Below are 25,953 nucleotides of genomic sequence, written 5' to 3'. Positions count from 1 at the left end.
GCAGGAGAGGAAAGGTGCCGTGCGGGAGTCTGGAGCGAGCCGGTGGCTCAGGTCGTCGGCAGCGGGCCCGTCAGGCGGTGCTCGATGGCCTCGGCAGAGACGCCCCCCTGCACCAGCATCGAGGCGATGAAGGCGTAGATGCGCTTGAGGGCCTCGCAGTAGATCGATGGGTTGTCGAAGCCCCGGGCTGCCGAAAAGCGGTGCTGCGGCGCACCGCCGCGGCACAGGCGCTGCCAGAGGCATCCGGTGCAGGCCGCAGGCAACTGGCCCTGCGAGGCGTAGATCTCCAGCCAGGCATCGCTGTCCATCAGCGCCGACATCGTGCTTTCTTGCACCGTGTGGCCGGTCTCCCGGAAACGAGGGGCCAGCACGCGGATTGCGTCGTCGGGTGAGATGTCGCCGTTGCTCGAGACCGTGATCAGCTCGAAGGGGTTGTACTGGTTGGCAGCCAGGCGCTGGCAGCTCTCGTCATCGAGCAACGAATTCACGACGTGCCGGATGAAGCGCACCCGCGGGCGGTGCTGGCCGGCAAACCAGGCACGGCACACCTCCAGCATGTAGTCGCCGCAGGCCTGCACCAGTGCGGGGCTGACTTCCGGCGAATCATGGTTGAAGTCCGGCAGCAGGAAATTCACCGAGCTCGCGCGCAGCTCCTGCGCGAAATGCTGGTAGATGCGTCCGGCCGGCTGCCCGGGCGACACCACGCACAGGATGCCCGGCTTCTGCAGCCGCCCCTGGGCCGCCGCTTGCTGCAGCAGCTCCCAGCCGCGGCGGGATTCGCGGTAGGTGCCGCGGCCGCTGCGGGTGACGCGGGTGAGGTTGTGCAGGGACTCGTCGCCGTCCATGCTCATGCCGATGCCGATGTCGTACTGCGAGAAGATCTCGATCCAGGCCTCGTCGATCAGAACGCCGTTGGTCTGCATGGACAGCTGCAGCCGGCAGCGGCCCGCAAGACCTTCGCGCAGGGCTGCGCACAGCTGGCGGAAGGCCTTCTTGTTCATCAGCAGCGGCTCGCCGCCGTGAAGTCCGATGTGCAGCGAGCGCAGCCCCTGCGTGTGGACGGCTTCCTGAAGCCAGCCGACGAGGCCTGCGAGCGTGTCCGTGGACATCAGCGGCGGATGCTCTCGGTAGGACTCGTCGCCCATGAAGAACATGTAGCAGTAGGGGCAGGCGAGATTGCAGCGCTCGGTGATCTTGAGGATCATGAAGAGCGCGCCATAGGGCGAGGATCGCTGGGGCCGGGGCAAGCGGCTCGTCGAGGGGCGCGGCCGGTGGACGCGGACGATCTGGGCTTCGGTGGTGAGCATGGTGTCGGGTCGATGGAGGGCTCAGGCGGCCAGGGCGGACGGCGTTGCGGTACGCGCCAGGAAGTCGAGGCAGGCGCGGTCGCTGCCCGCAAAGAGGCGCTCTAGGCCGGCGCTGTCGTCCGGGCCGAGGCCGGCGCGGCGCAGCTCATCGACCAGATGGCCAAAGTGGCCGTCCCGACGTTGGCTGAACGGGAGGAAAGCCCGGATTTCCGCCAGCAGGCGCTGGTGCATCGGCAGCGTCGGGGACCAGCCCTGCAGCGCTCCGAGGGCGCTCTCGAATCGGTACTGATGCAGGCCCAGCAGGGCGCTGCCGAGCTGGTGGGCCTGCTGCACGAGGCCGGCATCGAAGGCGGGCAGGGGCGAGGCGTGGGGCGCCAGCAGCGTCATGCAGCAGGTGGCGCCCACCAGCGTGAGGTGGAAGGATCGGGCCCAGTCGGATTCGCCGGGGCAGGCGGCCGTGAAATCCCGGACCACCCAGGTGGGCTCGGCCGGGCACAGCCAGCCCTGGTCGAGCAGCGGGGGCAGCATTTGTGCGAGCAGGGCTTGCGCTTCAGGCCCGAGCGCCAAGCCGCGCAGGCTGGCGGTCTCGACCAGCTCAAGACCCAGGTCCAGGTCGCCTTGCGCCAGACAGCGCGCCATCGCGCCGGAGAGTGCGACGGGCACGAAAGGATCCGCACCGCTGAACTCGTGACCCAGCAAGGTCCGGTAGTACTCGGCATGCGTGAGCGCGAACAGCGCATCCTGGGTGGCATGGATCGGCGAGGGTGCGAGGGCCAGGGCGGAGCTGCGCAGCACGGCATCGACGTCAAGCGGCGCCTTGGCGCCGGCGTAGTGGCAGGCCGTGAGCAGCTCCAGGTGGCGGAAGGCATTGCCCTCGATGCCCCAGGCGAAGCGGCTGCCAAGGAGTGTCCGCACCCGCTCCTGCAGACCCTCGTCCAGCCAGCCCTGCTGCACAGCCAGCCCGAGTCCGCAGGTGAACATGAGCAGCGTGCCGCTGCGCCGCGCCGCCAGCGACAGATAGCGCTCATCGATGTGGCGGGCGACCTGCGCCTTCAGGCGCATCCAGTCCCCGCTGGTCGGCGTGCCGAGACGCTCGCCCACCATCAGCAGCAGGGCGAGTTCGTTGAAGCACTTGCGCCGGAACAGGTACTCCTGCGGCGTCGCGCCCTTGTGTGGATCGCAATGGTGGGCCTGCGCGACCAGCCAGGCCAGTGCCTGGTCTCTGGCCTCGCGCAGCCGTGTCGTGCTCAGGGATGGCGCCTGCATGGGGCTCTTCTCAGTGCTCGGCCAGTGCGGCAGCCCGCAGGCCGCGCGCCTGAAGCATCGAGGACTGCAGCTCGAAGCAGGCCAGGCCGGTGGGGCTCAGCCCCGGTGCCTCGCGCAATGTCTGTCCGAGGCTGTCGATGTAGCCGACCAGCTTGCCGAGCTCGCGGTCTGCCAGGTCCTGCCAGGGGCCGGACATCTGCAGCAGCCCATGCCAATAGAACGCCATGTTGGCGGTGGCGTGGAAGGCGAACAGGATCTTCTCCAGCGGGCGGTCCTTGCGCTTGAAGGACGAGTAGTAAAGCCCCGAGGCGACCTGCCGGTCGATCAGGGGCACCGCATAGCTCAGCAGGCTGTAGTACTGGTGGCTGATCTCATGCACCAGCGTCTCGGCCAGCAGCGGTGTCTGGATGGGGAAACCGACCGTCAGCATGCCCGCATGCGAGCGGTAGCTGCCACTCACGAGCATCTGCGCGTGGGGCACCCGACAGGCAGCAAGGCCGCGCAGCAGCGGCTGGCACCAGGGACGGTAGTTGCCGTGCAGTTGTCCGAGCAGGTCCAGGGCCTCCCCGGTCTGTCGAGCGGCCTGGTCTCGCCAGGCGGGGCCGAGGTCGGCGGCCGTCTGTGCGGGAGGCCAGTCCACCTCGGGATCGTCGCCGCTGCGGTAGCTGGCGGGCAGGGTCCAGGACTGCACTTGCTTGTCCTCGAAGCCGGCCGATGTGACCGTCGCCCCGGCGGCGAAGTCGATCCGGCTGTCCGTGGCCTGTCCGGGCTCCAGCACCCAGTGGGCGCCGATGTGCTGCCAGCACAGCGGCGCGGCGGGGGGCGGCAGGACCCACAGTTGCAGTCGGCCTTGCTCGCAGCGCGCCTTCACCGCTTCGTGCGCAGTGAAGGTTGCGCCGGCAAAGGAGAGGCGGCAAGGCTGCGGCAGGTCGAGCGTCCAGTCGCCCGTCGCGCCGGTGCCATGGGCCGCCAGCAGGAAGAAGATCGTCGCTTCTCGCAGCTGACCCCGGGACAGGCGGGCCATGCAGCTGCCCAGCTCCGGGCTCCACCAGCGCGCGGAGGCGGGCCAGTCGTGCAGGCCCAGGTTGTTCAGCGCGACGGCCAATGGCGTGTCCGGGGCCTCTTGCCCGTGCGCGCCTGTGGCGCCGGCCGCCTCGCAGGCGGCCTGCAGCTTGCGCCAGGTGGCCCGCGCCAGGGCGGTGGCCAGGGCTTGAACGCCGGGTTGGGGCTGGTGCCCATGCAGAGGCACGAGCAGCGATAGCAGCCAGTCCGGCGTGGCGGGCGTGTGCAATTCAGACATGACTCACCTCTTGCGTGGGCGCGGTCTGCGTCCAGTCCGTCGTCAGGCGACGCTCGATGGCGTCCTCGGAGGCCCCGGCCTGGATCAGGCTCCAGGCCACATGGCGATACAGCTTCTTCAGGCCGGCGCAGTAGACGCTCGGGTTGTCGAAGCCGTTCGCGTGGGAATAGCGATGGGCAAGGGCGCCGCCGCCGCACACATTGCGCCACAGGCAGCCGCTGCAGGCCGCCGGCAGGCTTGACTGGGCCTCGATGAGCTCCAGCCACACGGGCGTCTCGCGAAGCGCGGCGGCGCTGTCGATGCCGACCCGGTAGGGCAGTTGGCGCAGGCGCGGGGCGAAACCGCGGATCACGTCGTCGGGGCAGATCTCGCCGTCGGTGGAGATGGCGAACTGGTTGGGCAGCACCCGGCGGCCAAGGGCGGCTCGGCGGCACAGCTGATCGTCCAGCAGGGGGCCGACGAGCTCCTCGATGAAGCGCACGCTACCGCGCGTGCTGCTGCCGCCGAGCTCGACCCAGGCGTTGTAGACGCCGATGAGGAAGTCGCCGCAAGCCTCGATGTGGGCGGGGCTGGCCTCGGGGGCGTCGTGCGTGAGATCCGGCAGCAGGAAGTTCATGCCGTCGGCGTCCAGCGCCTCGCGGAAGTGGCGGTACGTTGCGGCGCCGCAGCGGTCCGGCGCGACAACGGCCAGGATGCTGGCTGAGGCGGCCCGACCCTCTTTCACGGCTTCATTCAGGAGCCGCCAGCCGCGCAGCGTCTCGGCGTAGGTGCCGCGACCTTTCTTGGTGATGCGGGTTCGGTCATGGGCCTGGGCATCGCCGTCGATGCTGACCCCGACGCGGATGCGATGGCGAGAGAGGATCTCGACCCAGCGAGCGTCCAGCAGCACGCCGTTGGTCTGCACCAGGAGCATCAGCTCGCACACGGGCTCGATGGCATCGCGCAGGGTCTGGCACAGGGCGTCGAAGCGGGCCGGCTTCAGCAGGAGCGGCTCGCCGCCATGCAGGCCGATCTGGACCTGGCGGATGCCCTGCTCGCGCACGGCGTCAAGGATGAAGGCCAGCGTGCGGCTCAGCATCTCATCGTCGGCGAAGGCGGGGTGCTCGCGATGCGTGTCATCCCCGCTGAAGTAGAAGTAGCAGTAGGGGCAGGCGAGGTTGCAGCGCTCGGTCACCTTCAGGATGACGCTGAGCGTGTGAAAGCGCTGAACCGGCGCAGCCGGCGCCTCAGTCCGCGCGGAACGGCGCGAACTGGGAAAGAAAGTGATCGGAGCGTCCATCGGTCGCCAGCGGATCCCGGGAATGCAAAGCTTGTTGTTGTGGTGTCGCGGCGCGGGGAGCGACCAGCCCGGAAGGCTGGCCGGCTGCACCGCGACGCGGCGTGCGACGGACCCATTGCTGGCCCGTCGCACGCAACGGGCAGGCGAGGCCGCCCAGAGGGCGATGCCGTCGCCGGCCCGCGCCGATCAGGCCGGGCTCTTGGAGTGCTTGGCTTCGTAGCGGCTGTAGCCGCCGCAGCCTTCGGCCTCGACGTCCAAGGCGATGCCGCCGGACAGGACTTCCAGCTCGGCCTCGACGATCTCGGTCAGCTGCTCGACGCTGGGTTGCACGGCCGGCACGTTGTCTTGTTCGGCTTTCTTGATTTCTTCGTTGAGCTTGGTCATGTTGATCTCCTGGTTGAAAAGTTGAGCGGGAACATTCCCGCGGGCTTGAGCCCATCCGCAAAACTGCGCCTCGGATGAATTCAATGGGTCACGGCGCACTACTCACGTGCGTCCGCAGAGTCGTTGATGACTTCGGCCACCTTGAACAGCGCTACGGGCGGATAGGTGCCCAGCTGCTTGGCCGACTTCATGTTGATCAGATAGGTGAACCGGTTGAGCGGCTCGATGGGAATGGCCGCCGGTGACGCATTCCGGAGCAGGATCTGCTCGGCCTTGTGCGCCGCGAGCTCGCCGGCGCTGAAGTAGTTGGACACGAGCCCGATCAGGGCGCCGTCGTTGCGGATCGGAGCCTCGGTGGCCGCGAACACCGGCACCCTGGCCGCCCGCGCCATGTCCACCACGGTGCGGGCGTGCTTGATCAGGAAGGAGTCGCTTGGCAGATAGATGAAATCCGGCTGGCGGGCCAGCAGGTTGTGCAGGGCACCGCGCAGCATGTCCAGCGTCGGCTGGGTCTGGCCGTCGGCAGCCAGCTGTCCCACCTGGACCACGATGCCGTTCTTCTCGGCCGTCGCCTTGACGTCCTGGACGGTCAGGGTGGAGTTGCGCTCATAGGGGTTGTGCAGGACACCCAGGCTGCGGACCTTGCGCATCGCCAGCAAGGCCTGGATCTGCGCCGGGACAGGCGCCAAATGCGTCACGCCCGTGAAGTTGCGCCCCGAGGACTTGAGGGACCGCGTGATGTTGGCGCCCAGCGGGTCGGCCACCACATTGAAGACCACCGGAATGTCCGTGACGCGCTCGTCGCTCGAGGCCTCGTCCAGCGTGCCGACGACCTTGGCGGTGACCGTCGTACCGAAGGTGTAGATGAGGTCCGGCCTGACTGCGCGAGCCTCCCGCACGAATTCGCTGACGCGCTGGTTGTCGGCCTGCGCGTCGCGCACGATGAACTCGACCGGGATGGCGTGCTTGTCGAAGTAGGCCATGAAGCCCTTCTCGGCATCCGTGGTGCCCCGGTAGAGGATCATCATGATCTTCAACGGGCGAGGAGACTGACTGGCCCATGCCGGCAGCATCAGCACCGAGGCGAGTGTGAGGGCGGTTCTGCGGTGGGCGTTCATGGGATTACAGCGGCTTGGTTTGGGTGGATGCGTTCTTGCCTGACTCGAGCCACTGCAGGCTGAGCATGAAGACCAACGCGCAGCTCATGACGATCGCGCCAATGCCGACAAACGCCCCGGAGAAGCCGAAGTGGGCGATCAGGAGGCCCGCGAGGATGGGGCCGAGGACGTTGCCGAGCCGCTCGATGAGCCTGAAGATGCCGGTCGTGGTGCCCGCGCCCATCTCCTGGACGAGCTCGCGGCAGCATTCGTTGATCAGCGAGAGCTGCGGCGACACGCCGATGGCATGGGCGATGCCGAGCAGGGTGGTGCTGATCAGCACGCCGGTGAGCGAGTCGAAGCTGGTCAGGCTGAGCATGGCCGCCGCCGATAGGAAGCCTCCCAGCCCGACGAACCAGCGCAGCTTGCCGATGCGGTCGGCCAGGTTCGCGATGAGCGGTGACAGGACGATGATGGCCAGCCCGTAGGCCATGATGATCCGGCCCGTGGTCGACTGGCTGTTGCCCAGCAGCTTGAGATAAAGCGGAACGGTGTAGTAAAGGAAGCCGGACAGTGCGATCTTGGACGGCACGGCGGCGAAGAAGGTCACCAGCACGAAGCGTGGGTTGGACAGCAGGCGCTTGAACTCCTTCATGCCCGGCGGCTGGCGGGGCGTGGCGGCGGCGTCGCTGCCATGGATGAAGTTCAATACCACGAGCGCGGCCGTTGCGCTCAGCAGCCCGGACATCAGGATGGTCGGGGCATAGCCGATGCGGTCGGCCAAGATGCCACCGATGGCCGAGCCCGAGAGGGATCCCGCGAAGAACGTCGAGATGAACGTCGCCATCGCCTTCGTCCTCTGGGAGGGCGGCGTGTTCGCGCTGATGTAGCTCTGCGTGGTGATGAAGGCGAGGCCGTAGCCCACGGCCGTCATGCTGCGCCAGACCAGCAGCTGAACAAGGCTGGTGGCTGTGGCGGTCAGCAGTAGGCCGAGCGTGGTGATGCCGGCCCCGACGATGAAGGCCTTGCGGCTGCCGACCTTGTCGCTCCAGGTACCGACCCAGGGCATCGAAAGTGCCCAGGTGAACATGAAGATGGAGATGGGCAGGCCTACCACCAGCTCGCGGGAGAGTCCGCCGATGTCTGTGTAGAACTGCCCGGCGTAGACCGGAAAGAAGGACAGCGAGAGCGAGTCCGCGAAGATCAGCAGGAAGAAGGGCCAGCGGATATGGTCCACGGCGGCGCATTCGATGACATTGGGCTTGCCGGGGTCGCCGAAGCGGTTGTGTCCGATGAGGTGCTGATAGCCAGGGTGCTCAGCCAGCGCGGTGGCGCCCCAGCGCTGCCTGAGCGCCTGGACGCGGCGGTTGAGCGCCTCCACCGTGAGGTTGAAGCTGCGGCCGAGCTGCGCGATGCCGCCCAGCCGCTCATGCGGCAGACGGTAGGAAAAGTCGCGTTCCCGGACCTTGCTGAGCAGAATCTGCGTGGCCGTCATGGGCGTCGCAAAGACGAAGGTCAGCGTGAAGCGCAGCAGCTCCACGGTGATCAGGCCAGACACCACGAGCACGGCCAGCAGGTCGTAGAGGATGGCGCGCATCCGCTCCGTCACGAACGACGCGGGGCGGCCCAGGTGCAGCGTGGCCCAGGCGCCGCTCGACAGGGGCATGCGCATGCAGGTGTGGAAATGCTCCCCGCGCAGCGTGGTGCCATCGACGTCGCAGGTGGTGCTCAGCGCAGCTCGCGCCGCGCTGCCAGAGTTCCTGAACAGCACGTGCCCCTTGTCATCGGCGACGTAGAGATAGGCGAGACCGGCGTGCTCGCGCATGGCTTCGTCGAGGAATTCGTTCGCCCCGAACATGTCCGGCAGCGCGATGCCGTGCTGATGCGCGCGCTCGAAGACCGCAAAGACTGACTCACCCACGGTGCGCGATGTGCGCGCCATCTCGGGGATGATGTTGCGCTCGAAGCGCTGCAGCGTGAGCCAGGTCAGCAGCATGGCGGCCACGACAAGCAGCAGGGCGATGAAGACCGTGAGCCGGATTCGCAGGGCGTTCATGGTGCGCGTGCCTCAACGGGGGCGGGAGGCCGGCGCCTGCCCGAGCTGCTGCTCGATGGCGGTGATCTGATGGGCCACCTCTTGGGTGGTCGCCACGAAGTCGGCGATGGCGCCGTAGGTGTGCTCGTCCAGCAGCTGGTCGTCCAGCGGTGCGGCCGCGGCACCGGTGCCGGCGCCTTGGATATAGGACGCGACCGCCCGGATCCGTCGAGTCATGCGTCGGGCGAGGAGGTACACACCGCCCAGCGTGATCAAGGCCAGGACCAGGAGGTTCAGCAGGGCGTCCTGCCCGAGCTGCCAGCCCATCTGGCGTGCCTGCTGCTCCACTGGCGTGCGTGCATAGGCAATCACGACGGCCCCTGCCTTGGCACCGAAGTCGTTGGCGTAGGACAGCCCGATTTGGTCATTGGCGTCGTCGGCGACCTGCCAGACTTGATCAACCCCCGCTTCGGCGTAGCGCGCGGCCCACCGTTCACGAGACGCCGGGCTCGCCGGACCCTTGACGAGCTCCCGGTTGCTGTCGCCGATGATGGCGATGTATTGAATATCCGGGTGCTTTTGCAGCATTTCCCCGATATTGGTATTCAGCTGCGCATTTTCCTGAGGCTGTAATCCTGCGCTGAAACCAAGGGTGATGGCCTGGCGAAGATCTCTTGCCAGTACCAGAACGCTGTTTTGATTCAGCTCATTAATGGTTTTCCTGTAATTTGAGTAATTCAGGAATGAAATCAGGCCGAGCACGAAGGCAATGATGAGCGTCAGCAGTATTCCGATCCGCAACCAGATGGCATCCGCCTTCGCCGCGCCCATTGTGGGCAGGGCGGAAGTCAGGGTTTGTGCCGAGTTTGGCGCGACGTCGTGTTGCATCGTGACGAGGTATCGAGTCGAGGTGGGTGTGCCGTATAGAAATTAGGAAACGAGTTTTCAGGGCTCAGATCGACTTGGCGGCCGGAGTCTAGAGCAAAAGGTTTGCGACGCATCAAGGAGTGGAGGGGTAAAAGGGAAAGTCAGGATGTAAGAGTTGACTATGTAAGATGTTTCTATTTCATGAAAAATGCGTTGACTTCAGGTATTAGAGCTGCTATTTGAGCCCGCTCCAGGGCCCTCGCGTTGGGCTCGACGGGCGGCGCTGCACCACCTGGCAGGTGTGAGGCGATGGGTGTTTTGCCTAGCGCTTCTTTTCGTTCGCGTGGGGCGCAAGTCCCTAAACTGCCGGGCATTGGCCAGCCCTAGACCGGAGTCTTCCCCCCATGTCACAGCCCACCGTTTTGCGCCCGCTTGCCCTGGGCCTGCTCATGGCCGCGTTGGCGGCTGCCTCCGGCCTTCAGGCCGAGCCGATGGTTTCATCGACCGCTGCGCTCACGCCGGCCCCCGTGGGGCGGGTCATCGTTCGCTTCAAGGCGGGTGCCCAGAGCCTGCGCGCCCAGGCGCTCAGTGCCAGGACCGACGTGGCCACCGCCCGCCAGATTGCCCGCAACCGCGCCCAGGGTTTGGGGCAGCGCACGGGTCTGACCCTGCACGCCCACCACAGCCTGGACGAGCGCACCCAGGTCGTGCTGGCCAGGGGCCTGAGTTCCGAGGCCCTGGCGGCCCGTCTGGCCCGTGACAGCGAGATCGAGCTCGTGGCCGTGGACCATCGCCGTCGCGCCGCCAATGTGCCCAACGACCCGCTCTATCCGCAGGTCAACCAGGCACAGGGCAGCAATGGCCATGGCCAGTGGTACCTGATGCCGCCAAGCAAGGACCTGATCTCCAGCATCAACGCCGAAGGCGCCTGGGACCTGGGCACGGGCAGCAGCAGCGTGATCGTGGCTGTGCTGGACACGGGCGTGCGCTACGACCACCCGGACCTGTCGGCCAAGCTGCTGCCCGGCTACGACATGATCGGCGCGATGACCAATGACGTTGACGCCCCGGCTGTCGCCAACGACGGCGACCGGGCCGATAGCGATGCCCGCGATCCCGGCGACTGGGTCAGCAATGCCGATATCGAGGCCGGCAGCATCAGCGGCTGCACCTACGACGATGTCGCGAACAGCTCCTGGCACGGCACGCGGGTGGCCGGTCTCATCGGCGCGGCGAGCAACAACGGTGTCGGCATCGCCGGCGTCAGCTGGGCCAGCAAGATCCTGCCCGTTCGGGTGCTGGGCAAGTGCGGTGGCTATGACTCGGACATCTGGGCCGGCATGCGCTGGGCGGCGGGCATCGCCGTCCCCGGCCTCCCGCAGAATGCCACGCCTGCACGAGTGCTGAACATGAGCCTGGGCGGCGGAGGCAGTTGCAGCGATGGCGGCGGCACTGCCACGCTGTATGCAGAGACCGTGGCCGCGGTGCGGGCCAAGGGCGCGGTCATTGTGGCCGCGGCGGGCAACACCTCAGGGCAGGCGGTCGGCCTGCCGGCCAACTGCAGCGGCGTCATCGCGGTGGCGGGCCTGCGCCATGCCGGCACCAAGGTGGGCTTCTCCAGCGTGGGGCCTGAGGTCGCGCTTGCAGCACCGGGGGGCAACTGCGTCAATGCCAGCGGCGCCTGCCTCTATCCCATGCTCAGCACCACCAACTCGGGCAAGCAAGGGCCGGTTGCCAACGACAACGCCTACACCAACAGCGATGCCTCGGTGGGCACCAGTTTCTCCGCGCCCCTGGTCTCGGGCGTCGCCGCGCTGCTGCTGTCCGCGCGGCCCGATCTGACGCCGGACCAGGTCCGCCAGGCCCTGGTGAGCACGGTCCGTCCCTTCCCGACCACGGGCGGCGGCTCGGCCGGCGATGCCAACCCGCCCGCCTGCTCGGCCCCCACGGGCGCCGAGCAGCTGGAGTGTTACTGCACCACCAGCACCTGCGGCGCAGGCATGCTGGACGCGCGCGCCGCACTGGCCAGCGTGGCCCCGCCGCCCACCACTTCCGGCGGCGGCGGTGTCATGAGCCCTGCCTGGCTGCTGGCCCTGCTGGCCAGCGTGCCACTGCTGCGCCGCGCGCGGCGCGCGCCATGAGTCATCGGTTGGAAGATGGGGCGGCGCTGGCTGCCTCGGCGTCACTGGCGGCATTGCCGGCGGCACAGCTGCGACCCTCGCCCAGCTCCTTGATGCCGCGCAGCTTGCCCTGGGTGACCCCGTCGGCCTGGGCGAAGCGCAGCACATGCAGGCTGCTGGCGGCCTGCAGCTGCATCACCCGCAGGCCCTTGAGCGCACGCTGGCTCATGGCCTCCAGGGCGGCCTCGGCGGCCTTCTCGCTGCCATGGCGAGACAGCACCATGGTGGGCACCTCTTCAGGCGGGCCGGCCAGGTACTCGAAGTTGATGCGCATGCGCTTGTAGGTCTCTTCCTTGCGCTGCTGGAAGTCCTTGTTGGGAAGGCGGATGGTGGCCACGGCCCAAACGCCGGCCTGCTCGGCGCGCAGGTCCTGCCACTGCGCGGCGGCGATGCCGGCCTTGTCCAGTTGGGCCTGTGCGCTGCGCAGGGCCTCGTCACCGATCAGGGGGCCGTACTCGAGGCAGGCGCGGGCCTGGACCGACTTCGCGGCCTGGGCGTTCAGCAGCTGCATTTGGTCGGGGTTCACCTGCTGCTGCAGGCGGGCGGGGTCGCTGTCGCCGCGGGCATGCAGGCCGGTGAGGCCATCCAGCCAGCCCTGGGTGAAGATGAAGACCAGCAGGTTCAGCAGCAGGGTCGCGACGAGGAGGATTCTCAGCATGCGGGCGGCTCGCTGACTTGCAGGCGCACGGACACCTCGCCCGCGCTGACAGTCTGGCGCTGGCCCTGCACGTCCATCAGCAGCTCGCCCTGGACAGTGACGCCCGCGCCCACGCCCTCGATGCCGGCGGCCATGAGAGGGCGGCCGCGCAGCAGGTCCCGGGCCTCGTAGCGCTGCTGCCAGGCGCCAAAGCCGCCCTGCCCGAAGCCGGTGACGGCCAGGATCAGCGGACGGGCGACACGGCGCAGCACCTCGGGCGCGGTCAGGGTGGTGTCGAGTTCGTCCAGGCTGGCATAGCCGCTCATGAACTGGCTCTCGTTGCCGGGCTTCTGCGGACGGATGTTCAGCCCCACGCCGATCACCGCGATGCGCTGGTCGCCCGCGCTGACGGTTTCGATGAGGATGCCGCCCAGCTTGCGGCCGTCCAGCCACAGATCATTGGGCCACTTCAGCTGCAGGCGCGGCGGGCGGGCGGGCGCCGGCTCCAGGGCCTCCGCCATCGCGCAGCCCACGGCCAGGGACAGGCCGGCCCAGTCCGCCAGCGCCAGCGGCAGTGCGAGGGAGAAGGTCAGCGAGGCACCGGCCTCGGCATGCCAGATGCGACCCATGCGGCCGCGGCCGGCGGTCTGGTGCTCGGCAACCAGCAGGCAGGGCTGCATGTCGTGGGCGCGGCGGCCGAAGCCGCCCCGCTCGCCCGCGCGTTCCTGGCCGCGCTCGCCAGCGGAGTGCTGCTCCGAACGCACACGCTCCAGCAGCACGCTGTTGGTGGAGTCGGCGCGGGCCAGGACCTCGATGGACAGGCCAGGCAGCAGCGGTTCCAGGTCTTGCCAGAGCGACTCGGCGCCCCAGTTCTGATGATTGGCAGCCATGTGGTGCAGGGATGTCAGCGTTTGGGCGTGAGCATGGTGCCACGGCATTGCGGCGCGCCGCAATGACAGGCGTATTCCTTCTTCAGCTTGGGGGTGTAGCGCTCGTCCACCGTCAGCCCGTAGTCATAGAACAGCTCTTCGCCGGGCATCAGGTCGCGCAGGGCCTTGATGAAGACGCGGCCGTTGACCTCGTCGGCCTCGCAGTTGGGATCGCAGCTGTGGTTGATCCAGCGCGCGCTGTTGCCGCCGTGCAGGGCATCGATCACCGAGCCGTCGTCCAGGCCAAAGTAAAAGGTGTGGTTGGGCTGGCTGGGGTCATGGGGATGCCGGTCCATGGCCTCGTCCCAGTCGATGCGCTCGCCGGTGTATTCGACGATGACCTCGCCCATGGCGATCTCCGCCACCGCGTACACCCCGCGCCCGTGCACGCCCGAGCGCCGCACCTGGATGCGGCGGCCGCCTCCCTTGGTCACCTTGGCGGCCTTCCTCACTGCCATGGTGGATGGCGCGTCTGCGGACTTCTTGCGGGCGGCTTGCGGCATGGCTCGAGTTGGTTACATTGAAATCATGGGTGCGTGCGCGTGTGCGTGCGCGCGAGGCCGCATTGTAGGCAGAGCTTTTGCTGCCGGCGGCCAGCCCCACCAGGAACGTCAGAAGAGACCATGAGCAAAGCCCTGATCATTGCCGAGAAGCCTTCCGTCGCGCAGGACATCGTGCGCGCCCTCACGCCCCAGTCCGGCAAGTTCGACAAGCACGATGAATACTTCGAGAACGACCAGTACGTGGTGAGCTCTGCCGTGGGCCACCTGGTGGAGATCAAGGCGCCGGAGGAATACGACGTCAAGCGCGGCAAGTGGAGCTTCGCCCACCTGCCCGTGATCCCGCCGCACTTCGATCTCAACCCCATCGACAAGAGCAAGGGCCGGCTCAACGCCCTGGTCAAGCTCATCCGCCGCAAGGACATCGAGACCCTGATCAACGCCTGTGACGCGGGCCGTGAAGGGGAGCTGATCTTCCGCCTGATCGTGCAGTACGCTGGCACGGCCAAGGCGGCCATCAACAAGCCGGTGAGCCGGCTGTGGCTGCAATCCATGACGCCGCAGGCCATCCGCGAAGGCTTCGAGCGCCTGCGCAGCGATGCGCAGATGCTGCCCCTGGCCGACGCCGCGCGCTGCCGCTCCGAGGCCGACTGGCTGGTGGGCATCAATGGCACACGCGCCATGACGGCCTTCAACTCGCGCGACGGCGGTTTCTTCCTGACCACCGTGGGCCGGGTGCAGACGCCCACGCTGTCCATCGTCGTGGAGCGCGAGGAGAAGATCCGCAAGCACGTGGCCCGCGACTACTGGGAAATCCGCGGCAGTTTCGACGCCGAGGCCGGCCAGTACGAGGGCAAGTGGTTCGACCCCGCCTGGAAGAAGAACGCCGAGGATGCCGAGCTCCGGGCCGACCGCGTCTGGACCAAGGCTGAGGCCGAGGCCATCGCTGCCGCGGTCAAAGGCCAGCCCGCCACCGTCACCGAAGAGAGCAAGCCCAGCTCGCAAAGCAGCCCGGGTCTCTATGACCTCACCACGCTGCAGCGCGAGGCCAACTCGCGCTTCGGCTTCTCGGCCAAGACCACGCTGGGCCTGGCGCAGGCCCTCTATGAAAAGCACAAGGTCCTGACTTACCCGCGTACCGATTCCCGCTATCTGCCCGAGGACTACCTGGCCGTTGCCAAGCAGACCGCCGAGATGATTGCCTCCGAGGACCTGCCCGGCCCGCTGCAGGCGCTGGCCGGCCATGCGCGCGTGGCGCTGAACAAGGGCTACATCAAGCCCACCAAGAAGGTCTTCGACAACGCCAAGGTCTCGGACCACTTCGCCATCATCCCCACGCTGCAGGCGCCCAAGAGCCTCACCGAGGCTGAGGCCAAGCTCTACGAGCTGGTGGTCAAGCGCTTCCTGGCGGTGTTCTTCCCGGCGGCCGAGTTCCAGGTCACCACCCGCATCTCCACGGTGAAGGCCGGCGGCAAGGACTACAAGTTCCAGACCAACGGCAAGGTGTTGGTCAACCCGGGCTGGCTGGCCGTCTACGGCAAGGAAGCTCAGAACGAAGAGGACGGCAGCGGTGCCAGCCTCGTGCCCGTGAAGCCCGGCGAGGTGGTGCGCACCGAGAGCGTGGACGTCAAGGGCCTGGCCACCAAGCCCCCGGCCCGCTACACCGAAGCCACGCTGCTCTCCGCCATGGAAGGCGCGGGCAAGCTGGTGGATGACGACGAACTCCGCGAGGCCATGGCCGAGAAGGGCCTGGGCACGCCAGCCACGCGAGCCGCCACCATCGAAGGCCTGATCACCGAGAAGTACATGCTGCGCGAGGGCCGCGAGCTCATCCCGACCGCCAAGGCGTTCCAGTTGATGACGCTGCTGCGCGGCCTGGGCGTCGAGGACCTCACCAAGCCCGAGCTGACCGGCAACTGGGAATACCAGTTGGCCGAGATGGAGAAGGGGCGACTGAACCGCGAGGAGTTCATGGCCCGCATCGCCGAGATGACCGAGCGCGTGGTTCAGAAGGCCAAGGAATATGACCGCGACACCATCCCCGGCGACTACGCCACCCTCAAGACGCCCTGCCCCAAGTGCGGCGGTGTGGTGAAGGAGAACTACCGCCGCTTCACCTGCTGCGGCCAGGACGGCGCATCCGAGGGCTGCGGCTTCTCCATCGGCAAGATCCCCGGCGGCCGCAGCTTCGAGCTGCACGAGGTCGAGCAGTTCCTGCGCGACAAGAAGATCGGCCCGCTGGAAGGCTTCCGCTCCAAGGCAGGCTGGCCCTTCACGGCCGAGCTGGCCCTGGTCTATGACGAGGAGATCCAGAACTGGAAACTGGAGTTCGACTTCGGCGAAGACGCCAAGAAGGCCGACGAGGCCGCCGAGGCCGTGGACTTCAGCCAGGCCGAGCCCCTGGGCGCCTGCCCCAAGTGCGGCGGCACCGTCTACGAGCACGGCAGCAACTACGTCTGCGAGAAGAGCACCGGCCCGGCGCCCAGCTGCGACTTCAAGAGCGGCAAGATCATCCTGCAGCAGCCCATCGAGCTGAACCAGATGCGCAAGCTGCTGGAGACCGGCAAGACCGACCTGCTGGAGAACTTTGTCTCCAACAAGACCCGCCGCAAGTTCAAGGCCTTCCTCAGCTATGACGCGAAGGCCGGCAAGGTGATGTTCGAGTTCGAGCCCCGCGCGGCCAAGCCGGCCGCCAAGACCGCGGCCCGCAAGACGGCGGCCAAGAAGGCCTGAGGGGCGCCACCGGCGTCCCGATGCAAGGAGTCGCATGCGAGCACCGCTGAGGGACTGGAGCATCCAGACCCGCCTGATGGCCGGCCTGGGCGCCGTTGCGACCCTGCTGGTGCTGGCCGTGGGCGCCTACTGGACCAGTCGCGAGGAGCGCCAGCTGACCGAGGCCCTGCTGCAGCGCCAGGAGCGCCTTTCCCAAATCGCGGCGCGCGGCTTCGCGGGGCCCATCTGGAACCTGGACAGCGCGGCGATCTCCAACCTGCTGGATGCCGTCATGGCCGATCCCGAGGTGCAGGCCATCGAGCTGGAGGCGCTGGGCGTCGATGTCCAGCCCTTGCGCCGCCAGCGGGACAAGGTCGCCACGACCGCTCCCCTGGTCAAGGAGTTCGACGTGGTCTACCAGGCTGTGGCGCAGCAGCGGCCGGTCAAGGTGGGCCAGGCCCGGCTCTACTTTACCGGCGAGCGCGTGGCCGCCGCGGTGGCGGAGATGCGGCGCTTCGTGGCGATGCTTCTGGCGGCGGTGCTGGTGGCGGTGCTGGCCTCCTGCTACTGGCTGGTGAACCGCCTGGTGAAGCAGCCGGTCTCGCGCCTGGGCGCTCTGGCGCAGCGGGTCTCGCACGGCGAGCTGGGCGTGACGCTGGCCGTCGAGCGCCGGGACGAGATCGGCGAGCTGACCGAGCAGTTCAACCGCATGAGCCACCAGCTGCGCCAGTCTTCGGAGGGCTTGCGCGCCAGCGAGGCCCGCTACCGCAGCCTCTTCGAGAACGCCACCGAGGGCATCTTCCAGACCGACGGGCGCGGCCGCCTGCTCGGCCTCAACAAGGCCATGGCCCAGATGCTGGGCTACGAGCGGCCCGCCCTGGCCCTGGCCGCCTCGCGCAACCTGCGCCGCCTGGTCCAGCTGGAGCCGGGCGAGCTGCGCCGCGTGCTGCGCGCGCTGATGCGCCACCGTCTGCTGCAGCAGGTGCCCATGCTGGTTGGTACACACGACGGCCGGCAGCTGTGGATCGAGCTCAGCGCCCATGTCGTGCCCGAGGGGCAGGGGCAGGAGGCCCGCATCGAGGGCATGATCAGCGACATCACCCAGCGCCGCCTCGCCGAGCAGGAGCTCACCCGGCATCGCGACCACCTCGAGGAGTTGGTCGAGGCGCGCACCATGGAGTTGTCCCAAGCCAAGATCCGTGCCGAAGCGGCCAACCAGTCCAAGAGCCGCTTCCTGGCCACCATGAGCCATGAGTTCCGCACGCCGCTCAACGCCATCCTGGGCTTTGCCCAGCTGCTGCAGATGGACGAGGGCCTGGACGAGGCCCAGCGCAACAAGATCAACCTCGTGCGCGACTCCGGCGAGCACCTGCTGGCCCTGATCACCGATCTGCTGGACATGGCCAGCATCGAGGCCGGCAAAGTGCGGCTGCAACCCGCCACCGTGGACTTGCGCGCCCTGCTGGAGGTGGCCTGCGATGCCATCCGCCTGCGCGTGGCCGAGAAGCGCCTGGCCTTCCTGGTCCGCATCGACGAGAACCTGCCGCTGCGCGTGCGCGTGGACGGCCAGCGCCTGCGCCAGGTGCTGCTCAACCTCCTCTCCAACGCCGTCAAGTTCACTGACCACGGCCGCCTGGGCCTGGTGGCGGAGCTGGTCGGGCAGTCGCCGGCCACCGCGACGGTGCGCATCGAGGTCAGCGACACCGGCATCGGCATGAACGAGGCCCAAGTGGGCCGGCTGTTCCAGCCCTTCGAGCAGGTGGCCGAGGATGCCCGCCGCAGCGGCGGCACGGGCCTGGGCCTGTCCATCAGCCAGCAGCTGGTGCGCCTGATGGGCAGCCGCATCGAGGTGCACAGCGAGCCGGGCGCGGGCAGCAGTTTCTGGTTCGACCTCGAACTGCCCCTGCAGGCCTGAAGGCCATGTGCCTCCAGCAATACTGTCGGCCATGAACGAGGGCGTCCTGGACAAGCTGCTGGCCATCATGGTGGCGGTGGGCATTGGCTGGCTCGTGGGCCGCATGCGCTGGCTGGGCGGGCTTGACGCCGGCGGCACGGGCGGAGACCCGGCCCGGGTGCTGTCCAACGCCGCCTTCTACATCTTCGTGCCGGCCCTGATGTTCCGCACCACGGCGCGCATCGACTTCCATCACCTGCCCTGGGCCACTCTGCTGGGCTTCTTCCTTCCCGTGGTGCTGGGCATGCTGGCCTGCTATGCCTGGCTGCGCTGGCGCGGGCGGGGCGCGGTGGCCAGCCCCAGCGTGCGGGCCATCACGGCCAGCTTCGGCAACACCCTGCAGGTGGGCGTGCCCCTGGCGGCGGCAGTCTTCGGCGAGCAGGGCCTGGCCATCCACATCACCGTGGTGAGCCTGCATGCCCTGACCCTGCTGAGCGTGCTGACCCTGCTGGTGGAGCTGGACCTCGCCAGCGCCGCACATGCACACAACCCGCAGGGCCTGCGCGCCACCATGCTGGCGACGGCCCGCAACACCATCATCCATCCGGTGGTGCTTCCCGTGCTGGCCGGTCTGCTCTGGAACGCCACCGGCTGGCGCCTGCCCCAGGCACTGGACGAGGTGCTGCAGATGCTGGGCACGGCCGTGGTACCCCTGTGCCTGACGCTGATCGGCATGTCCCTGGCCTACTACGGCTGGCCGGTGCGCTGGCGCTCGGTGCTGGGGCTGCTGGCCTGGAAGCTGCTGGTGCTGCCGGCCCTGGTGCTGGGCCTGGGCCTGTGGCTGCTGGAGCTGCCCGCGCTGCCGCTGGCGGTGATCGTGATGATGGCGGCGCTGCCGCCGGGCTCCAACGCCCTGATCTTCGCTCAGCGCTACCGCTGCGAGGAAGCCGAGACGACAGCCGCCGTGGTGCTGGGCACCCTGCTCTTCGCCTTCAGCGCGCCGCTATGGCTGACGGGACTGGTGCGCCTGGGCCTGCTCTGATGTACTGAGGGTCTCGCCTTGCGGCGTCGTGGTGTCAGGTCTTGCCTCATGTCCATTGCCCTTGAGTTTTGTCCCGCCACGCAGGTGCCGGCCACGGCCCTGCACGAGGCCTTCGGTGCCGCCTTTGCTGACTACCTGATCGGCCCCTTCATGCTGCCCTTCGAGGCCTGGCCGGCCTTTCTGGCGCGCCAGGGCGTGGATCTGGGCCTGAGCCGCGTCGCGCTGGACGGCCAGGGGCGCATCCTCGCCTTTGCACTCAGCGCGCCGCGCCCCCGGCATGCCAGCTGGCGCCTGGGCACCATGGGCGCGCTGCCGGCCGCGCGGGGCAGCGGCGCGGCGCCGGCCCTGCTGGAGGACTTCCTCGCCCGCGCGCGCCAGGCAGGCTGCCGGCGGGCCGAGCTGGAGGTCTTCGCCCAGAACGAGCGGGCACGCCGGCTCTATGAGCGCCAGGGCTTCGTTGCCCGTGATCCGCTGCACGGCTACACCGGCGCGGTGCCCGCCGGCCCGCTGCTCGTCGCACGCGAGCTGGCTTGGAAGGAGGCCCTGGACTGGCTGGATGAGGCGGAGGGGCAAGACCTGGCCCTGCCCCTGCAGCAGACCCGCCCGGGCCTGGACGGCGCCATGGGCCAGCGTGCCTGGGCCTGGGGCTCGGCCCTGCTCACCGGCGCGCCCAGGGCGGACGATGCCGAGGTCTTCCAGATCGGAGCTCTGGTGGATCGATCGCCCGCCCAGTTAGACGCTCAGGCCCTGCTGCAGAGCCTGGCCGCGCAGCATCCGCAATGGCAGGAATGGCGCATGGCCCAACTGCTGCGGCCCGGCGTGGGCGGCGAGGCCCTGGAGCGCCTGGGCCTGCAGCGCCAGCCCCTGTACCAGCTCTGGATGCTGCGGGCGCTTTGAGTGCGCTGAGCGCGGTGGGCCCTGTGAGCCGGCGCCGCGCGGCTCAGGCGGCCTGCAGAGGCAGGTGGATCTCCACCAGCGCCTCGTGCGCCGGCACCTCGGGGAAGAAGCGCAGGCGCTGAAGGAAGGGCGGGGCGTGGCGCAACTCCAGGCCGCTCTGGGGCAGCCACACGCCGTAGAGCCAGCGCATGGCCTGGTCCAGGCTGGCATCGGGGCCCTCATGGCGCAGCACGGCATGCAGGCCGCCCGGGATGCGATCAGCGACGAGGCCCTGTGGGTTCGGTGGCACGGGCTGGTCCCAGGCCACGGCCAGGCCGAAGCGGCAGTCGGCGGGCGCCACCGAGCCGGGGTCGTCATAGAGCACGTTGAATGTGGCGGCCTTGGTCGGTGGCAACTGGCGTTCCTTGCGCCAGGCGATGAAGCGCTGCAGGCTGGGGGCCAGGTCTTGCATGGGCCCCCGGTGGATCAGCAGCGCCACGGGGATGTCGGGGGTCTGAGCCAGGCGCACCTGGTCGAGCTGGAAGGGGTCGTCGTTCATGGGCCATTGCTCCGCTTGATGAAGTTGCCGCTCGCAGGCCGCCCAGGCCGCGGAGCGCGGATCGCGCCGCCACTGGCTGGGGGTCTTGTCGAACAGACGACGAAAGGCGCGCGTGAAGGCCTCCGGGCTCTCGTAGCCGCTTGCCAGGGCCACCTCCAGCACCGGCATGGCCGGCCGGTGGGCCAGCCACTGGGCCGCGCGGCGCATGCGTGAGAGCTGCACATAGCGGGCCAGGGGCAGGCCGCACAGGGCGGCGAACTGGCGATGGAAGTGATAGGGCGAGCTGTGGGCCAGGGCGGCCAGGCCGCCGAGGTCCAGGGCCGCCTCGGGCTGGCTGTCCACATGGCGCAGCACCTGCTGCATGCGGGCCTGCCAGCGGTGCAGGGAGTCGGTGGAGGAGGCTTTCTCGGGCGCTTTCATCGTGGGGCGAAGCCTAGGGGCCGGGGCGAAATCCCGCCGTGCCGCTCTTGCTGACCTGGGCGGATGCCGGCGGCGAAAGAAGGGCTTGTCCAGCGGCGAAAGCCTGTCGCGGGGCGTGCCGGGGCTGTTGTCGGAGAATCGGGCGCATGAGTACCGCAGTTTCGCTCGCCTCCCTGCCCGATCCCGCCCAGGACATTGCCGCCTACATGGACGCCCTGGGCGCCGCCGCGCGCGACGCCAGCCGCCAGATGGCCGCCGCGCCCACGGCCGCGAAGAACGCCGCCCTGCTGGCCCTGGCTCGCCGTCTGCGCACGGCAGGGCCAGCCTTGGCCGAGGCCAATGCGCGCGACCTGCAGGCCGCCGAGGCCGCGGGCCTGGCCGGCCCCATGCTGGACCGCCTGCGCCTCTCGCCCGCCGTGATCGCCACCGTGGCCGAGGGCTGCGAGCAGATTGCCGCCATGCCCGACCCCATCGGCGAGATCACCGGCGTCAAGCGCCGCCCCAGCGGGATCAGCGTGGGTCAGATGCGCGTGCCCCTGGGCGTCTTCGGCATGATCTATGAGAGCCGCCCCAACGTGACCATCGAGGCCGCCTCGCTGGCCATCAAGAGTGGCAACGCCTGCCTGCTGCGCGGCGGCTCCGAGGCCATTCACTCCAACATGGCCCTGGCCGCCCTGGTGGCGCAGAGCCTGGAAGAGGCCGGCCTGCCCGGCAGCGCGGTGCAGCTGGTCGGCACCACCGACCGCGCTGCCGTCGGCCGGCTGATCGCCATGCCCGAGTTCGTGGACGTGATCATCCCGCGCGGCGGCAAGGGCCTGATCGAGCGCATCGCCAGCGAGGCCCGCGTGCCCGTCATCAAGCACCTGGACGGCAACTGCCACTGCTATGTGGACGCCGAGGTGGACCTGGACCTGGCCCTGTGCGTGGTCGATAACGCCAAGACGCAGAAGTACAGCCCCTGCAACGCAACCGAGTCGCTGCTGGTGCATGCAGCGCAGGCTGCGGCCTTTCTGCCGCGCATCGGCGCCGTGTTCGCGGCCAAGGGCGTGGAGATGCGCGGCTGCCCGCGCAGCCTGGAGGCGCTGCAGGCCGTGCCGGGCGCCCAGGTGGTGCCCGCCACCGAGGCCGACTGGAGCACCGAGTACCTTGCCCCCGTCATCAGCATCAAGGTGGTGGACAGCCTGGACGAGGCCATGGCCCACATCAACCAGCACGGCTCGCACCACACCGACGCCATCCTCACCACGAACCACCCCAACGCCATGCGCTTCCTGCGCGAGGTCGACTCCGCCAGCGTGATGGTCAACGCCAGCACCCGCTTCGCCGATGGCTTCGAGTACGGCCTGGGCGCGGAGATCGGCATCTCCACCGACAAGTTCCACGCCCGCGGACCGGTGGGCCTGGAGGGGCTCACCTCGATGAAGTGGATCGTGCTGGGCCAGGGCGAGGTGCGCGGCTGAGGCGCCCCGGGCCGAGCAGCAGGCGTGTTATGGTCCGCGCCAGTATTTTTACCGCTCAGCCATGATTGCTCCTCGTTCCCTGACGCGCCTGCTGAACGCTTCCCTGCTGTCGATCCTGGCCCTGGCAGCACAGGCCGCGCCGCCTCCCACGACCTATGTCACGGAGGCCGGCTGGGGCAACCTCAGCTTCCAGGGGGAGCGCTTCGAGCTGCTGGCCATGGGGTCCAACGGCCACAGCTGCACCCTGGACGGCGCACGCCAGGGCAGCCAGGGCGACGCAGGGGAGGGCTGCAAGCTGCAGTTCAAGCCCCTGCCGGGCGGGCGCCTGCAGGTGGGGCCCGCGTCGCCGGCCATGGAGTCGGTCTGCCGCATGTTCTGCGGCCAGCGGGCTGCCTTCGATGGCATCTACCACCCGACGCCGGTCGGCTGCACCGACGCCGAGCGGCAAGCGCGCCGCTCGGCCGGCCTCAAGGACTACAAGGCGGGCCGCCATGCGGAGGCCGCGGCGCGCTGGGGCGAGCTGGCGAGCGCCTGCGGCCCCTACTTGCACTGGTCGGAGGCCTATGCGCTGAACAATGACCGCGCCGTGGCGGCCTATCACCTGGGCCGGCCGGACGAGTGCCGCCGGCTGTCCCGCGAGGGGGCTGACGAGGAGCAGCTGAAGATGTTCCGCGAGACAGCGCCCACCGACCACGACATCCTGCTGCCCCTCTACCGCGCCGCGCGCTTCAACCTGCAGCGCTGCAGCGAGCAGGCCGCCGGGAAGCGCTGAGCCCGCGCCGGCTCAGCGCCAGCCCGTCACCTGCGCATCGGCCGGCGCCGAGAGCTTGTAGCGGGCGCTGAAGCGCTGAGTCTGCTTCGGGGCCAGGGTCTGGCGCCAGGCGCGGATGCCGCGCTGCTCGCGCCAGTCGCCGGCCTGGGGCTCGGGGCTGAGCAGGGCCTCGATGCGGATGTCCGCATGCTGGCTCACCGGGCTGGCCTCCAGCACCAGCAGGGGCAGGGGCTTGTCCGTGCGGTTCTCGACCTCGTAGGCCCGCTCCACCTGGCGCTCCTGGCGCTGGCTGATCAGGCCGGCGTTGGCGCCGTCCAGGCGTTCGGGCAGGCGGCGCACGCGCAGGCGGTCGTCGCGGCCGAAGACCCAGTCGGCCTTCTGCTCGCCGCTAAAGAAGAGCTGCGTCTCGCCCACCAGAAGGCCGTCACGGTAGAGCTGCAGCTTGCCGCGCGGCCAACTGCCGGCAGGGCGGGCCAGTTCGGCGATGAGGAAGGCGGCGCTGTCCACCTGGGGCTGGACGCGGCTGTAGACCGCGGTCTCCACCGCCTCCTTGCCGAGCGAGAGCTGCAAGGGCTGGGCGCCGCTGAGCAGGCGCTGGCGGGTGGGGATGGCGTACTCGGTGGCGAACTCGCCGACGAAGACCTCGGGGCGGAAGTCGGTGCGCGCGCGTGAGCCGGCCACGGTCACGGACTCCTTGAGCATCTGGACCGCAGGCGCCGGTGCCGCCGCCGCCATGGGCGCAGGCAAGGGCCTGGCCTCGCGGCGGGCGAGTTCTTCCTTGGGGCGGATGTCCAGCAGCCAGGGCGACAGATAGCCCGGCCCGCCCTGCGTCCGGCCCAGCTCGGTGCTCAGGCGCAGGGGCACGTTGCTCCAGTCCTCGCCGGTGCTTTGCGAGACCTCCGCGCGCCGCTCCAGGCTCAGCTGGCCCGTCGTCGTGTCCAGTCGCGCGCGGTACAGGGGCGTCCAGCCGGCCTGCTCGCTGCGGTAGCGCAGGCGCAGCTCGCCGCCCTGCACGGTGTCCACGGGCACGGTCAGCACCTGGTATTGGCGCTGGTCGCCCTCCTGCTCGCGGGCCTGGGCCAACTGGCGATCCAGCGCCTCCATGCGCTCCTTCAGGGCCTGCTGGCGCTGCAGCTGGTCCAGGGTCTGGCGGCGCAGGGTCTCCAGGGTCTCGGAGAGCTTGCCGCCGGGCGGCAGGTCCTTGCCCGTCAACTGCTTGAGGAAGTTGAGGGAGACCGCCAGGGCCTCCGATTCCGCCTGCAGTTGCCGCGACTGGTGCTCCAGCTCGCGCACCTTGCTGCCGCGTTCGCATTCGGGCAGCAGCTCGGCGGGCTTCAACTCCAGGCGGACCTCGCCCACGCCCATGTCGGCGGCGGGCAGCAGCTGGAGGGAATCGGCGACCAGCTCGGGGCTGAGGCAGCTGAAGCGTGCCTCGCGGGCCTGGGGCGCCAGGGCCAGGGCCCGCTCGATGGTCGCGCCCTGGGGGTGCAGGGTGACCTGGCGAAGGGTGTCGGCCGCCTGGGCCAGCAGGGCCGGGCTGGCCAGGGCGGAGAGGGCGAGAAGGGACTGCAGGGGCTTTGCTTGAGGCATGGCTGCGGGGCTTCCAGGGGGGACTTCAGCCTAACACCGACGGCCCGCCGCCGGGCGATGTCGAGAGGGCTCCCGGCGCGTGCTGCGATCGGCAATGGCACACTGCGGCCCATGAGTCTTCCTCCGCAAGCCAATTCCACCCGCAAGGCCCTGGTGCTCTTCTCCGGCGGCCAGGACTCCACCGCCTGCCTGGCCTGGGCGCTCGATCGCTACGCCCAGGTCGAGACGATCGGGTTCGACTACGGTCAGCGCCACCGCATCGAGCTGGACTGCCGCCAGACCGTGCGCCGCGAACTCGCCGCGCAGTTTCCCGCCTGGGCCGCCAGGCTGGGCGAGGACCATATGCTGGACCTCGCCCTGCTGGGCCAGATCTCCGACACCGCGCTGACCGAATCCCGCGCCATTGAGATGCAGGCCAACGGCCTGCCCAACACCTTCGTGCCGGGCCGCAACCTGCTCTTCCTGAGCTTCGCCGCCACCCTGGCCTACCGCCGCGGCGCCTCGGTGCTGGTGGGCGGCATGTGCGAGACGGACTACTCCGGCTACCCCGACTGCCGCGACAACACCCTCAAGGCCCTGCAGGTGGCCCTGAGCCTGGGCCTGGACCAGCCCATGACCATCGAGACGCCGCTGATGTTCATCACCAAGGCCCAGACCTGGGCCCTGACCCAGCAGCTGGGCGGCGCCGCGCTGAACGAGCTCATCATCGAGCACACCCACACCTGCTACCTGGGCGAGCGCCAGCAGCGCCACGCCTGGGGCTATGGCTGCGGGAGCTGCCCGGCCTGTGAGCTACGGGCCCAGGGCTACGAGGGTTTCCTGGCGCTGCAGCGCGCCGGTGCATGAT

The 25,953-nt window shown here is 69.0% G+C and carries 21 protein-coding genes; 8 read left to right on the top strand and 13 right to left on the bottom strand.

Annotated elements, in window-relative coordinates; genetic code table 11:
* Positions 1-47 precede the first annotated feature (47 nt).
* The 8 genes from H5407_RS05560 to H5407_RS05525 form a co-directional block, all read right to left on the bottom strand.
* The gene (locus H5407_RS05560; protein ID WP_183103444.1) at positions 48-1,307 is read right to left on the bottom strand and encodes a radical SAM protein; all 1,260 of its coding nucleotides are present in this window, start codon (positions 1,305-1,307) and stop codon (positions 48-50) included.
* A gap of 21 nt (positions 1,308-1,328) precedes the next feature.
* Positions 1,329-2,573 (bottom strand): DUF6895 family protein, encoded by a 1,245-nt coding sequence (locus H5407_RS05555; RefSeq protein WP_183103443.1) that lies wholly within the window; start codon positions 2,571-2,573, stop codon positions 1,329-1,331.
* Positions 2,574-2,583: 10 nt separating this feature from the next.
* Positions 2,584-3,873 (bottom strand): aKG-HExxH-type peptide beta-hydroxylase, encoded by a 1,290-nt coding sequence (locus tag H5407_RS05550; protein WP_183103442.1) that lies wholly within the window; start codon positions 3,871-3,873, stop codon positions 2,584-2,586.
* Positions 3,866-5,152 (bottom strand): radical SAM protein, encoded by a 1,287-nt coding sequence (locus H5407_RS05545; protein ID WP_183103441.1) that lies wholly within the window; start codon positions 5,150-5,152, stop codon positions 3,866-3,868. Before H5407_RS05545 ends, H5407_RS05550 begins: the two co-directional genes overlap by 8 nt.
* 186 nt (positions 5,153-5,338) lie before the next feature.
* Positions 5,339-5,536 (bottom strand): hypothetical protein, encoded by a 198-nt coding sequence (locus H5407_RS05540; RefSeq protein WP_183103440.1) that lies wholly within the window; start codon positions 5,534-5,536, stop codon positions 5,339-5,341.
* A 98-nt stretch (positions 5,537-5,634) separates the two neighbouring features.
* The gene (locus H5407_RS05535; protein WP_183103439.1) at positions 5,635-6,564 is read right to left on the bottom strand and encodes an ABC transporter substrate-binding protein; all 930 of its coding nucleotides are present in this window, start codon (positions 6,562-6,564) and stop codon (positions 5,635-5,637) included.
* Between the two features lie 94 nt (positions 6,565-6,658).
* Positions 6,659-8,689: an MFS transporter gene (locus H5407_RS05530; protein ID WP_183103438.1), complete on the bottom strand. Its 2,031-nt coding sequence runs from the start codon at positions 8,687-8,689 to the stop codon at positions 6,659-6,661.
* Between the two features lie 12 nt (positions 8,690-8,701).
* Entirely contained in the window at positions 8,702-9,556 is an 855-nt protein-coding gene (locus tag H5407_RS05525; protein WP_183103437.1) for a hypothetical protein, read from the bottom strand.
* 383 nt (positions 9,557-9,939) lie between these two features.
* Here H5407_RS05525 and H5407_RS05520 point away from each other — a divergent pair, with 383 nt between their 5' ends.
* Complete coding sequence (locus H5407_RS05520; protein ID WP_183103436.1) at positions 9,940-11,676, top strand: S8 family peptidase; 1,737 nt, start codon at positions 9,940-9,942, stop codon at positions 11,674-11,676.
* A 1-nt stretch (position 11,677) separates the two neighbouring features.
* Here the strand turns inward: H5407_RS05520 and H5407_RS05515 are convergent, their stop codons facing one another.
* Genes H5407_RS05515 through H5407_RS05505 form a run of 3 tightly spaced genes read right to left on the bottom strand, consistent with a single transcriptional unit; the run spans position 11,678 to position 13,739 of the window.
* A complete protein-coding gene (locus H5407_RS05515; protein ID WP_183103435.1) occupies positions 11,678-12,373 on the bottom strand; it encodes a hypothetical protein in 696 nt (231 codons plus the stop codon).
* Positions 12,367-13,242: a biotin--[acetyl-CoA-carboxylase] ligase gene (locus tag H5407_RS05510; protein WP_183103434.1), complete on the bottom strand. Its 876-nt coding sequence runs from the start codon at positions 13,240-13,242 to the stop codon at positions 12,367-12,369. The genes H5407_RS05515 and H5407_RS05510 overlap by 7 nt, the downstream gene beginning before the upstream one ends.
* A 14-nt stretch (positions 13,243-13,256) precedes the next feature.
* On the bottom strand, positions 13,257-13,739 hold the full coding sequence (locus H5407_RS05505) for an SET domain-containing protein (protein ID WP_255501097.1): 483 nt from the start codon (positions 13,737-13,739) through the stop codon (positions 13,257-13,259).
* A 165-nt stretch (positions 13,740-13,904) separates the two neighbouring features.
* Between H5407_RS05505 and H5407_RS05500 the strand changes: the two genes are divergently transcribed.
* From H5407_RS05500 to H5407_RS05485, 4 genes are read left to right on the top strand one after another with little or no spacing between them, the layout of a single operon-like run.
* Positions 13,905-16,514 (top strand): DNA topoisomerase III, encoded by a 2,610-nt coding sequence (locus tag H5407_RS05500; protein WP_183103432.1) that lies wholly within the window; start codon positions 13,905-13,907, stop codon positions 16,512-16,514.
* A 34-nt stretch (positions 16,515-16,548) separates the two neighbouring features.
* Complete coding sequence (locus H5407_RS05495; protein ID WP_183103431.1) at positions 16,549-18,408, top strand: ATP-binding protein; 1,860 nt, start codon at positions 16,549-16,551, stop codon at positions 18,406-18,408.
* A gap of 31 nt (positions 18,409-18,439) precedes the next feature.
* Positions 18,440-19,429 carry an AEC family transporter gene (locus tag H5407_RS05490; RefSeq protein WP_183103430.1) on the top strand — a complete coding sequence of 330 codons (990 nt, stop codon included), beginning with the start codon at positions 18,440-18,442 and terminating at the stop codon, positions 19,427-19,429.
* Positions 19,430-19,477: 48 nt separating this feature from the next.
* Positions 19,478-20,326 (top strand): N-acetyltransferase, encoded by an 849-nt coding sequence (locus tag H5407_RS05485; RefSeq protein WP_183103429.1) that lies wholly within the window; start codon positions 19,478-19,480, stop codon positions 20,324-20,326.
* A 43-nt stretch (positions 20,327-20,369) separates the two neighbouring features.
* Here the strand turns inward: H5407_RS05485 and H5407_RS05480 are convergent, their stop codons facing one another.
* Positions 20,370-21,284: a GyrI-like domain-containing protein gene (locus tag H5407_RS05480; protein WP_183103428.1), complete on the bottom strand. Its 915-nt coding sequence runs from the start codon at positions 21,282-21,284 to the stop codon at positions 20,370-20,372.
* 146 nt (positions 21,285-21,430) lie between these two features.
* Here H5407_RS05480 and H5407_RS05475 point away from each other — a divergent pair, with 146 nt between their 5' ends.
* Positions 21,431-22,744 (top strand): glutamate-5-semialdehyde dehydrogenase, encoded by a 1,314-nt coding sequence (locus H5407_RS05475; protein WP_183103427.1) that lies wholly within the window; start codon positions 21,431-21,433, stop codon positions 22,742-22,744.
* Positions 22,745-22,805: 61 nt separating this feature from the next.
* On the top strand, positions 22,806-23,516 hold the full coding sequence (locus H5407_RS05470; protein WP_183103426.1) for a hypothetical protein: 711 nt from the start codon (positions 22,806-22,808) through the stop codon (positions 23,514-23,516).
* Positions 23,517-23,528: 12 nt separating this feature from the next.
* Here H5407_RS05470 and H5407_RS05465 read toward each other — a convergent pair whose 3' ends face one another.
* A complete protein-coding gene (locus H5407_RS05465) occupies positions 23,529-25,106 on the bottom strand; it encodes a mucoidy inhibitor MuiA family protein (protein ID WP_183103425.1) in 1,578 nt (525 codons plus the stop codon).
* A gap of 111 nt (positions 25,107-25,217) precedes the next feature.
* Between H5407_RS05465 and queC the strand changes: the two genes are divergently transcribed.
* On the top strand, positions 25,218-25,952 hold the full coding sequence (gene queC, locus H5407_RS05460; protein ID WP_183103424.1) for a 7-cyano-7-deazaguanine synthase QueC: 735 nt from the start codon (positions 25,218-25,220) through the stop codon (positions 25,950-25,952).
* Position 25,953 lies beyond the last annotated feature (1 nt).

The sequence above is a fragment of the Mitsuaria sp. WAJ17 genome (assembly GCF_014174515.1).
Lineage (GTDB): Bacteria > Pseudomonadota > Gammaproteobacteria > Burkholderiales > Burkholderiaceae_C > Roseateles_B.
The sequence above is the reverse complement of the archived record's forward strand: the minus strand, read 5'-3'. Positions and strand labels throughout refer to the sequence as shown.